This window comes from Legionella sp. W10-070, from assembly GCF_900640175.1.
Classification (GTDB): Bacteria; Pseudomonadota; Gammaproteobacteria; order Legionellales; family Legionellaceae; genus Tatlockia.
Map to the genome: position 1 here is coordinate 43,461 of NZ_CAAAJC010000020.1, position 10,359 is coordinate 53,819.

The following is a 10,359-nucleotide window of genomic DNA, read 5'->3' on the forward strand; positions in this document are numbered from 1 at the left end:
CATATTATGATACCATTGGTAAGACTTTTTACTGCATATGAATAATACTATACCCTTCGCAAAACAAATTTTACTTCTTAGCAGTCTTCTCCGCTGAGCGGAGTGCTCACCTGGTTATCTTAAATTCTGTGCATATTTCTTACATCTGAACAAATAGTTTTAGATTGGACTCTTTAATTTTTTAAGCGATACACTATGAATACTTCAATAACTCGCATAACAGCCTGGGGAATGTGGATAATCGCCTCCCTCTTCTACGCTTACCAATATATCTTACGGGTAATGCCTAATATCATGCTGGACAATTTCATTCAGCAATTCCATATCGATACTGCTGTCTTTGGACAATTCTCGGGGATTTATTACATAGGCTATTCCCTGATGCATCTTCCAATTGGCATAATGCTTGACCGCTTTGGGCCCAAAAGGGTAATGACAGGATGTATCTTACTGACGGTTATTGGACTGTTGCCCATTATTTTTGCCGAAAACTGGACTTATCCGATGATCGGTCGTGCCTTAATTGGTATCGGGTCTTCTGCTGCAATCCTTGGAACGTTCAAGATCATTCGCATGGCCTTTAAAGAACAATACTTCACCCGAATGCTCAGTTTTTCCGTTACGATTGGCTTAATCGGCGCCATTTATGGCGGGGGGCCAGTCAGTTATTTAAGCCACCTCCTAGGGTATCAGCTAGTAATAAAAATTTTTGCTTTATTTGGTATATTGTTGGCGGTTATTACTTACTTCATTGTCCCGGAAATCAACAAGGAAACCCAATCTAACAGCATAAAAGCGGATATTAAACAGGTAATTACCAATCCACAGGTAATCAGCTTATGTCTTCTGGCGGGACTAATGGTTGGGCCATTAGAGGGGTTTGCGGATGTCTGGGGTTCTGCTTTTATTACCCAGGTCTATGGTTTTGACAGAGAGCTTGCCAGTTATTTACCCTCTATGATTTTCATTGGCATGTGTTTTGGCGCACCTGTTTTAAGCTTTGTTGCTGAAAAATCCGGTAATTACCTTGGGGTAATCATGGGAGCAGGACTACTGATGATGTTTGTTTTTCTGGCATTAATTTCTCACCATCTCTCCAGTAAAACAATGGCTCTGGGCTTTATTTTGGTTGGCATATGCTGTGCTTATCAGATTTTAGCAATTTACAAAGCATCTACATTCGTACCTGAGCATGTAGCAGGAATCACCACTGCTATTGCAAATATGATTATCATGAGTTTTGGTTATGCTTTTCACACTACGATAGGATTAGTGATTAACAGTTTCGGTGGCACCACCGTTCCTGGTGCTTTTATTTATGGCTTAAGTGTCATTCCCATTACACTGGGGCTTGCGGTTATTGGATTCTCTGCTCTTTATTACCAGGAGCGTAGCAAGATAATTCATGCATAAAGAAAATCAGGAGAATAATATGAATACTTTGTTTCATTTAGCCTTTCCTGTACACGACTTTGAGTTATCCAAAGTCTTTTATCATAAAAAATTGGGTTTTGAATTAGGTCGTGAGTCAGCCCATGCATTAATCTTTCGTTTTGGTTCGCATCAAATCGTAGCACATAAAATAGACACAGCCCTACCTCCCCAACAAGGCATATACCCAAGGCATTTTGGTCTGATTTTTCTCGAAAAAACAGAGTTTGAAACCTTTACTCAACGCATTAATGAGCAGAGAATACCCTATGAAATCCCGTTAAAAACACGCTTTGCCAACACAGCACTCGAACATCAATCGTTTTTTCTCAAAGATCCGAGTAATAATTTACTTGAATTTAAACACTACTCTAACTTCTCAGCCATTTTTGGCGAGAAAAATTTTAAGCAAGTTGGAGAAAGCTAGAGCTCTAAGTTTGCCCTATAGTTCGAGCAACCACTGATGCTGTCATCCTTGAAATACAAGTTTGTTTCCCTTCCTCATTATAGAGATCAATATGCCAAACCTGTGTCGTGCGACCCAAATGGATCGGATGGGTAATAGCCTTTATCAAGCCTGCTCGAACCGGTCTTAAATGATTAGCATTAATCTCCAGCCCAACACAATAATAGCTATCTAGATCAATGACTGCATTAGCAGCAGTACTGGCAATAGTTTCTGCCAGAACGACATTTGCCCCTCCATGCACAATACCTAAAGGCTGTTTTGTTCGCTCATTTGCGGGCATTGTTGCAACAAGGAAATCCTCACCTACCTCAGTGAAGCAAATTCCAAGAAAATCAGAAAGTGTATTATTACCACGTCGATTTAAATCTTCCGGCGTAATATTTTTAAACCAGATAGCCATATTTACCTTAATTCTATAGTTCTTTTTTACAGCTCATTACTCTTTCATCCTAATCAACCTCAATAAATCAATCAATAGCTTCATCCGAAAGATCAACCCTCTTTTTACACTTTAAGATTCATTCAATTGATTTGACAATTAGCTTTAAGGGTTCTAATCTTAATTGTGCGCTGCAACAAAAGGAGAGTGCTGATGCCGCATATATATTACAGGTATGTAGAAAACTGGAAAAATGTTGTTGAACAATTACAAAAACCGATCCAGGAAATAATAGAGCTTAATGTAAAAACTTTTCAACAACTTACCTACCTCAAACCTGAAGATCTTTCCCACTTAAAGAAACCAGAAGATTTTCTAGAAAAAATCGTACATATCCTAATTGAAAATAGTCACCAATCGCTTAATTATATGCAACAAGCATTTAGTGTTTTTGAGAACCATTTACTGGATTTTTCAAAAGACATTAAGAAAAAGCATGGTTAAATTTGGTTCATCCCGGACGTTTAATTTAAGCCGATGCTCCTACAATTGCATTTTGACCTCAGAAACTGCCCCTTTTTCCAAAAGCAAATCTCTTATGTTATCCAATCCTTTATCTTCACAGATTTTTAGTGGAGTTTGAACACTATCCGCAGCATTGATATTGACTGTTGTATTCTCAATTAACCAACGTGCTATATCAGCATTGTTATTATATAACGCATAATGCAGCACCGTGGCACCCTGAGTATCTGCCAAGTCAACACGGGCACCTTTCCCGATAAGCCCTTTTACTGCTTCCAGATTACCTTTCTCAGCTGCCAGCATCAAAGGAGTTTTGCCTAAAAAATCCCTAGGGTCAAGAACATTCGTATCACTATAGAAAAGTTCCAGAATTTCTTTTCCACCATGGCGTACTGCGTAGTGCAGAGGTGTCTCACCATGTCCATCCTCGAGAGCCGTTACATTGTCCTGGTTCAGAAGAATTCGTACACACTCCAGCTTATTATTCAAAATTGCAGTATGTATTGGATAATGCCCATGGTAATTATTTATATAAATAAGTGATTTTTGAGTTTCCAATACCTCTGGTAATAAGTCAGAAAATCCATGAACTGCCATCTGGTGTATTACTGTATTACCGTCACGATCTTGCTTTCCAAGAGTCTCTGGCGCTTTTTCCTTCAGTAATCTAAAAACCGCCATTTTATTCTTTTTTAAATCTTCCGTTTGCAGAACAGGTAGCACCAAGGCAGAAAATATAGGCAGCTGCAAGTGATTATTAGCTTTCCTCACATCAGCATCCATAGAAAGTAAAACGGTAACGGTATTCACATGGCCTGATAAGGCGGCATAGTGTAAAGCCGTCATGCCATTTTTTGGATTTACAGCATTTAAAACCTCAGGGCCAGGAGCCAAGGAAACAATAGCACGATCAAGACCATGTAAGGAGGCTACTTCCAAAGGATTGTTATCATCAAAAAAAGCAACCGGTTTATTTAGACTCCCAGAGGCATTAGGAAGAAACTCGTCCAGATATGCCTTTGCCAAGTTCATATATTGATTATATTGTTCGTCAACGCTTCCCGAAAAACGGAGATCTCGCGATACATTTTCCCCGCACCATTGCTCGAATGCTTGATGTTTTCCCTCTGGCGTTAATGAATCAATTTTGAGTTTTTCATAAAGTTGGCTAAATTTCATTTTAATTCCTTTCCCTTATCAACTGGAGGCTCATTATTATTCTTTTGTTCCGTATCAAAAAACTTTGTGTGAAAATTTTTATAGGTTGTCGCTGCTTTCTTGCAGTCAATTTTATCATGCTTATCTAAATAAACATTACCTCGTTTCCCCAAATAACGATGGGAGGCCAACGCTTTCATAACTTCCCCGGAGGATTTTGACTTAAGGAAATGAATACGCTCCTCGACAGGAATCTTAGCCATCGCTTCCTCGATGCGTTTTGCCTTCGCCTTCATTCCTATCGTAAAAAATCCTGAACTTTTCCTAAAATCAGCAATGATCCTACGAACCTCACTCATTTCATCACCAGCCTTGAGATTTTTAACCATCTGTTGTAATTCAATCAAAATTTTATTTTTCCCTTTTCCATTAGTTGCATTGATCTGTTGCTGTTTTTCACGAATAAATTTATTCATCCCCTCATCATTTGAGCCGAATTTCAAGGCCTTAAGTTCCATAAAGACCTCTTTAAAACTAGGGTTTTTCATCATAAACAATTGATCCAGAGCCTCTCTTACGGGAATTCGCTCAGCAGGATTAGGCTTAACCAATCCAATTATCAGTTTTTTTATACTATCAACATGCTCTGACTCAGGAGTTTTTGGCCAATTAAAATTTTGATCAATTGGAAACATCTTGCCTGTAAAATATAAATATAAATTTTTCCCCATGATATAAGCATGGACACTGTCAGCCTGGATAAGGGCATTACTTGAAAATTCAGGGGGGTTAAAATTTTTTGTATTCAAAAAATTTTTAGCTTTATCTGCAGAAAAATTACCCTTCCCATCAGTGAACAGAAGGCTTTTGGCATCCCCCAAACGTAACTTACTCTCACCATCAGCTAACCAATTAGTTAATTTAGCGTCAGGGAATAAACAACCTTGCTCTTCTATACTCAGCAGGATGTCTGCCATTTGCTCAAAAAAATTGAGCGTACGCATAACCAGATCGGCTTCACCCCATTTTTTTCTTTCATGAAGTAAATCTCCATATAGGCAATATTCGGTCACAACCAGTAGATCATCAGCACCAGCAACTTTACGCGCTATTTTTTTGGGTAAAAAATGGGAGCCTAATTTATCACGTAAATATTCCTCAGCGTCTCTTGGCATTTCCATGCAACAGTCAACCTTTAAAACCTCGTCGCTAGTGCCGTCAATAGAACTGACTTTAAAATTTATAGAATTATTTCCTCCCAAATAAGAAATCTCATGGCTGCTCATGAAACTACGAAAATTAGTTGCTTCCTGACTCGTCTCGCCTTCATAGAGCTGCGAAATTTCATTCGCCCCTACCTTTCCTTTTTTGAGAATGTCTAATAGTTTTTTGGCCTTCTCTTCAGACATTTGTTCGAGAAGATCAGCCAATGATAAGCTTTTACCTGAATTAAAAAGAGACAGTTTGGCTGATATCACCTCCTGTATGCCTGACTGGAGCTGTTCTGCAATCCCTGCCACGTATTTCTTCATATTGTCACTCCACTATTGAGCAAGAACAAGAACCAATCCCCTAATGTTCAATTTATTCTCATAGTGTAATAAAAAATAATTAAGATAATATGAAGAATCTATTGCCGAGTAACATTGTACTAGTGACTTGAAAAACCACCGAACTCCGGGGATTGATGCTTATATGCTCTGCGTTGATACTCGAAAATTAAGCCCTTTTATCGCCAGTTGGCGATAAAAGTTCAGAACCCAGTATTAATGCTTGTTGCTCAAGGGATTGTTTTACATGCTTTGCTATCTGCTGGTGAACACTAGTCATTGGATGCCAGTGATCCCACCAGAAATAGCCATTTTTCTCAGGGTAATCATAAGTACCTAGCCAAGGTGATTGCTTATTATTATATCTTCTAATCAATTTATTAAAAAAATCAGAGAAATCAACACTGTAAATAGTTACCCCAGGGGCATCTCCAGAGTAATCTTTCTTTTTTTGTTTCAACAGGGTTTTTAAAGTTTGATTATAGGTCTTCAATTCCTGTTTAACTCGCCCCTTAATCGGAGAGTATTCATTATACTCAGGGAGTTGGGGATCATTATAGGCAGGAACTAGAGAAAAATCAGGCAAATTAAAAACAGCAATATACCGTGCTCCTTTATCAATTAATTGATCCATGGCCAGCATAATATTAGTGGGCGGAATGGCGCCATTGGTCTCCCCTTGAATAAGATCATTAGCCCCAACCCAAATGATGTATAAAGTATGTTCAGGATTAGTAGTCATCCGATAGTGCTCAACTTGCCATAACAGACCCGACCAATCGAGATTATTAACATTAGTTTGATCAGATTTTGCACCACCCCAGGCATAGACTTGCAAGCAAGTTTTACAGAGATCACTGGTGAAATACTCAGGCCATACAGGACCATTAGAATAGCGGTTGAATCCGCCTTGTTCTTTAGTAAAGCCACGATCAGAGAGACTATCACCAAAAACTACAACATTAGTTATGGATACGGGCTTACAAAAAGTAGAATAAGGAATGAACGATAATATCAAAAAAATTAAAACAGGTCTGAGCATAGCAAATGAAAACATAAAAATAGCTGGATTATACCATGATATGTGTTCCAGTATACCAGTATAGTTGATAAAACCCTTTTTAAGGGATGCGAGTTAACTCAAAATTATTCTTCCATGGCTTTAATAATGCGCATTACATGATCATTAATGGCGCCATTATCAGAACTCAGCGAAAAACTAGCCACACTCTTATACAAATCATCACGCTCTTTACGTAGTATCGCTAAAAAGGCCTCATAATCAGAAACTGGTAAAAGCGGACGATTGTGAGAGAGCCGTTCTAACTGGACAGAAGAACTTACCTGCAAATGAACCGTGAACTCTGATGAAAGTAATTCGCGATTTTTTTCGTGACAAACAATACTATCATCAGTTATCACCACAATATTCTCTTGTTGCCGTTGATTAGACAAAATTTCTGTTAGAGTATGATGGAAAACCTCTTCTCCCTTGTTGCCAATAATCTCTGACAATTTACGGCCAATTGACGGAGCCAATGCAAAATCAGCATCAATGTATTTCCAACCAAGCTTTTCAGCAAGCGCTTGTCCAAGAACGCCTTTGCCAGCACCCGAATGACCAACTATAAAAATACGCTTAAATTTGTTCATACGTGACTCCTCTGATTTGAGTTTATATCATTGTCTACTGCTCACTGTTGAGATTCTATTTGCTCAATTAAACAATCCGCATCATAAGCTTTATCCGCGATGATTTGCGCTTCTTTTTATTTTTCAAAAACCTCTGCATCCCTTTCTTTTACTAGTGCCGTTGCGCGGAATCAAACCACGGACCTATTGATTACGATCCCCCGATCTCGCTATTAATGGCAATGACATACGACAAATAACGATAATAAAATCAATAAATTAAATCAAAGCAATGATTTCCATTTGTTGCCATAAAACATAATTTCTTGTCGTCTCGTGCCACTAGATTGCCACTAAATTCTACCCACTAGCGTTCCGATTCAATAAAAGGCTAATGATGTGGTAATATGGTGATTTTTATCAAAGAGGAAATGACATGGAATGGAAAAAAGCGCTGGCGGTTAACGATCTTGATGAGCGCAAAGTAGTCAAGGTAGAAGAACATAAGATTCTATTTATTAAGCAAAAAGAAAAGATTCATGCCGTGCAACATAATTGCCCTCATTTCAAATTACCATTATTTAAGGGAAAAATCACTGAGGATTGCGCCATCGTCTGCCCATTCCATAAGAGTGCATTTGATTTAGAGACTGGTGATGTCAAAGACTGGTCTCCTTGGCCACCTGTGTTTGGCAATGCCTTAGGGAAAATTTCAAGAGAAAAGACCTTAAAGGTCTACCCCACCAAGATAGAAGAGGGCATGATACTGGTTGGAATCTGAATCTTCCAAGATTTAAAATAAATTCAAAAAAAGAAGGGTCGACAGCATTAGCGAAGCAAGCGTAGGATTTCTTTTCAAAAAAATATATTGTTTAGAATTTCATATTAAGTCGCGTCATGCCATACAGCCCTTACGAAAAAACCCTCACTATTAAAAGAGACAACTATCTGTTTTTTTCCTGTCATCGTATAATTTAAAGCCCCAGGTTTACCATATTTTATGGAGTACTCAAGAAGTCCTTCTATCGATGAAGTAATAGTTGATGGCAGCTTGATCACTCCATCATTATACCAACCATAGCCTTTAGGAGGGATAACAATTGTTTTTGGCGTATGATTTTTTTCGGGCACAGTGGTTCCAAGTTTGGTTCTAATATCTGTAATTTCAAATTCGATAGGAAATGTTGCTGAATTATTTAATGACACCCCAATTGTATACCCATCATTTTTAATACTACGTCCAACAAGTACAGATCCAAATGTAAGCTTGTCCTGGATTTTTCGTCTATACAGCCATTCATCAAACCGCAAAAGACCATTTGAAATAAAAGAAAAAGCTGCAAGAAGACCTAACCAAATCCAAAACCAAGGAATACCAGTAATATAACCAATTATCCCTGTTAATAATGTAACTCCAAACGGGATAACATAGGTAATAGTAAAATGGTATGCCATAGCTTTGGTCACTCCAGCAGCTATTTCGCGTTTCCACCATCCAGAATTGTTCTCAGTCGACATACTACTAACCTGTCCCATTGATATTATCTAGTACTCCAACCTTCGACACATATTCGACACGTAAAAATTATTTTGAATTGTATTTTTGTAAGTCATTGATTTTACTATGCCGTTGCGCGGAATCGAACCGCGAACCTATTGATTACGAATCCACGGTCGCTCTATTAATGGCAATAATACATGACAAATAACGATAATAAAATCAATAAATTAGATCAAACTAATCATTGCCGTTTGTTGCCATAAAACATGATTTCTTGTCATCTCGTGCCACTAGAATGCCACTAAATTCTATCCACATAATACCACTAGAATTATAACTAAATATAACCTATAATAACTATTAAGAATAATAACAAGGTTTTATAGTGTCGCACACGTTGCTGATCAAAAAACAGGCCAAGAAAGCACTTAAAAGTGTACCACAACCTGATAGAACCAGAATTACGGAAAAGATTGTATTGTTAAGAGAAAATCCAGACAACGCAAGCTTGGATATAAAAAAATTACAAGGCGAACCCTATTTTCGCCTACGTGTTGGACAATGACGAATTATTTTTGATTGAGATAACGAAGTAAAAATTATTTCGATTGAGAAAATTAAACCCCGTGGAGGTGCTTACAAATGAACCTACAAACAATTAAATCAATGGATGGCAAGATCGAATATGTCCTTTTACCTGTCGCTACCTATCAAGCTCTGCGCCACCAAATTACTGAACAATTAAAACAGACAAAGGAAGATCAAGAATATGAGGTATTTGATACGGCTGATTATATTGATAATCCTGTTGCCTTAGCTCGCATTCAAGCAGGTATAACACAAGAAGAGTTAGCCAAGCTTATGGGTGTTACCCAAGCCTATGTCAGTAAAATTGAAAATCAGGAAAAGGTTACAGCCAAAATGATGCAAAAAGTAGCAAAAGCGATTGCTGAGAAATGATTGATTTTAAACCATTACATAAAGATGACCTACAGCTCCTCTATCAATGGTTTCAGGAGCCAACGATCAATCAGCAATACGCACGGGGTCAAACATGGTCGCTCAAAGATATTGAAAATAAATACCTTCCAAGGCTTAATGACCATGACAATGTACCCAGCTTTATTATTTATTCAGACAATAACCCCATTGGTTTTATTCAATACTATTGTCTATCAGATCATTATCCAGAAGGTATTCAAAAGGAAAACTCTTTATTTAAAAGCTATCAACCAAATCAAATCGCTGGCATTGACCTATTCATTGCTACCCATGAAAATCGAGGGCAAGGATTTGGTGTAGTTATTATCAATCAATTTATCAATGAGTTTCTGACTCATTTTCGGTTGGTAGTTGTTGATCCAAATCATGATAATATTCAAGCTATTCGTTGTTACAAAAAATCCGGCTTTGAAGAATCAAATTATAGTGAGGCTCCAGACTATTTACTTATGATAAGAACAATTGCTTTTAATTAAGACAATCCCAAATTATCATCTAGAAGTTTAATTTCAATACGCTCTTTACCACCTCCGATATTTATTCTTTTAAGAGCAATAAGGCCAACCTCTGAAGTGGATTTAACATGGGTACCCCCGCAAGCAACTTTAGAAAAATCCGGCTCTACCCCAATTAAGGGGGCACTTTAATCAAGTTAGTATAGACTAACCCTTTGATTTGAGGGTCAAAAGGAAGATTAAGATGCCCAAGAAAG

The 10,359-nt window shown here is 37.8% G+C and carries 12 protein-coding genes and 1 pseudogene; 6 read left to right on the forward strand and 7 right to left on the reverse strand.

Translation table 11 applies throughout. The features are described 5' to 3' along the window. Positions 1-195: 195 nt before the first annotated feature. Positions 196-1,413 (forward strand): MFS transporter, encoded by a 1,218-nt coding sequence (locus E1O65_RS09470; protein WP_242601574.1) that lies wholly within the window; start codon positions 196-198, stop codon positions 1,411-1,413. A gap of 19 nt (positions 1,414-1,432) precedes the next feature. Next, entirely contained in the window at positions 1,433-1,858 is a 426-nt protein-coding gene (locus tag E1O65_RS09475) for a VOC family protein (RefSeq protein ID WP_133133363.1), read from the forward strand. Positions 1,859-1,862: 4 nt separating this feature from the next. On the opposite strand, the gene E1O65_RS09480 is transcribed toward E1O65_RS09475, so the two are convergent. Then, positions 1,863-2,300, reverse strand: a complete 438-nt coding sequence (locus E1O65_RS09480; RefSeq protein ID WP_133133364.1) for a hotdog fold thioesterase — start codon at positions 2,298-2,300, stop codon at positions 1,863-1,865. 192 nt (positions 2,301-2,492) lie between these two features. Here E1O65_RS09480 and E1O65_RS09485 point away from each other — a divergent pair, with 192 nt between their 5' ends. Further along, entirely contained in the window at positions 2,493-2,783 is a 291-nt protein-coding gene (locus E1O65_RS09485) for a phasin family protein (RefSeq protein WP_133133365.1), read from the forward strand. 39 nt (positions 2,784-2,822) lie between these two features. Here E1O65_RS09485 and E1O65_RS09490 read toward each other — a convergent pair whose 3' ends face one another. From E1O65_RS09490 to E1O65_RS09505, 4 genes are all read right to left on the reverse strand, one after another. Next, the gene (locus E1O65_RS09490; RefSeq protein WP_133133366.1) at positions 2,823-3,983 is read right to left on the reverse strand and encodes an ankyrin repeat domain-containing protein; all 1,161 of its coding nucleotides are present in this window, start codon (positions 3,981-3,983) and stop codon (positions 2,823-2,825) included. After that, complete coding sequence (locus tag E1O65_RS09495) at positions 3,980-5,494, reverse strand: hypothetical protein (protein WP_133133367.1); 1,515 nt, start codon at positions 5,492-5,494, stop codon at positions 3,980-3,982. The genes E1O65_RS09490 and E1O65_RS09495 overlap by 4 nt, the downstream gene beginning before the upstream one ends. Positions 5,495-5,681: 187 nt before the next feature. After that, a complete protein-coding gene (locus E1O65_RS09500; RefSeq protein WP_133133368.1) occupies positions 5,682-6,569 on the reverse strand; it encodes an SGNH/GDSL hydrolase family protein in 888 nt (295 codons plus the stop codon). Positions 6,570-6,658: 89 nt separating this feature from the next. Further along, positions 6,659-7,165, reverse strand: a complete 507-nt coding sequence (locus E1O65_RS09505) for a shikimate kinase (protein WP_133133369.1) — start codon at positions 7,163-7,165, stop codon at positions 6,659-6,661. A gap of 415 nt (positions 7,166-7,580) precedes the next feature. On the opposite strand from E1O65_RS09505, the gene E1O65_RS09510 reads away from it, so the two are divergent. Continuing rightward, complete coding sequence (locus E1O65_RS09510) at positions 7,581-7,925, forward strand: Rieske (2Fe-2S) protein (protein WP_133133370.1); 345 nt, start codon at positions 7,581-7,583, stop codon at positions 7,923-7,925. Between the two features lie 104 nt (positions 7,926-8,029). On the opposite strand, the gene E1O65_RS09515 is transcribed toward E1O65_RS09510, so the two are convergent. Beyond that, positions 8,030-8,662 carry a DUF3329 domain-containing protein gene (locus E1O65_RS09515; protein ID WP_133133371.1) on the reverse strand — a complete coding sequence of 211 codons (633 nt, stop codon included), beginning with the start codon at positions 8,660-8,662 and terminating at the stop codon, positions 8,030-8,032. A gap of 625 nt (positions 8,663-9,287) precedes the next feature. On the opposite strand from E1O65_RS09515, the gene E1O65_RS09525 reads away from it, so the two are divergent. Next, positions 9,288-9,605, forward strand: coding sequence for a helix-turn-helix transcriptional regulator (locus tag E1O65_RS09525; RefSeq protein ID WP_133133372.1), 318 nt, complete (start codon positions 9,288-9,290; stop codon positions 9,603-9,605). Then, complete coding sequence (locus E1O65_RS09530) at positions 9,602-10,123, forward strand: GNAT family N-acetyltransferase (protein ID WP_133133373.1); 522 nt, start codon at positions 9,602-9,604, stop codon at positions 10,121-10,123. Before E1O65_RS09525 ends, E1O65_RS09530 begins: the two co-directional genes overlap by 4 nt. Here the strand turns inward: E1O65_RS09530 and E1O65_RS09535 are convergent. After that, positions 10,120-10,260: pseudogene (locus E1O65_RS09535) on the reverse strand (alanyl-tRNA editing protein); the annotation flags it as partial. The gene E1O65_RS09530 and the pseudogene E1O65_RS09535 overlap by 4 nt on opposite strands. Positions 10,261-10,359: the final 99 nt, after the last annotated feature.

Bases quoted from the DNA above. Each gene is read 5' to 3' on its own strand.
- E1O65_RS09515 (WP_133133371.1), bottom strand. From the start codon at position 8,662: ATGTCGACTGAGAACAATTCTGGATGGTGGAAACGCGAAATAGCTGCT.
- E1O65_RS09485 (WP_133133365.1), top strand. From the start codon at position 2,493: ATGCCGCATATATATTACAGGTATGTAGAAAACTGGAAAAATGTTGTT.
- E1O65_RS09510 (WP_133133370.1), top strand. From the start codon at position 7,581: ATGGAATGGAAAAAAGCGCTGGCGGTTAACGATCTTGATGAGCGCAAA.
- E1O65_RS09480 (WP_133133364.1), bottom strand. From the start codon at position 2,300: ATGGCTATCTGGTTTAAAAATATTACGCCGGAAGATTTAAATCGACGT.
- E1O65_RS09525 (WP_133133372.1), top strand. From the start codon at position 9,288: ATGAACCTACAAACAATTAAATCAATGGATGGCAAGATCGAATATGTC.
- E1O65_RS09475 (WP_133133363.1), top strand. From the start codon at position 1,433: ATGAATACTTTGTTTCATTTAGCCTTTCCTGTACACGACTTTGAGTTA.
- E1O65_RS09530 (WP_133133373.1), top strand. From the start codon at position 9,602: ATGATTGATTTTAAACCATTACATAAAGATGACCTACAGCTCCTCTAT.
- E1O65_RS09495 (WP_133133367.1), bottom strand. From the start codon at position 5,494: ATGAAGAAATACGTGGCAGGGATTGCAGAACAGCTCCAGTCAGGCATA.
- E1O65_RS09505 (WP_133133369.1), bottom strand. From the start codon at position 7,165: ATGAACAAATTTAAGCGTATTTTTATAGTTGGTCATTCGGGTGCTGGC.
- E1O65_RS09470 (WP_242601574.1), top strand. From the start codon at position 196: ATGAATACTTCAATAACTCGCATAACAGCCTGGGGAATGTGGATAATC.
- E1O65_RS09500 (WP_133133368.1), bottom strand. From the start codon at position 6,569: ATGTTTTCATTTGCTATGCTCAGACCTGTTTTAATTTTTTTGATATTA.
- E1O65_RS09490 (WP_133133366.1), bottom strand. From the start codon at position 3,983: ATGAAATTTAGCCAACTTTATGAAAAACTCAAAATTGATTCATTAACG.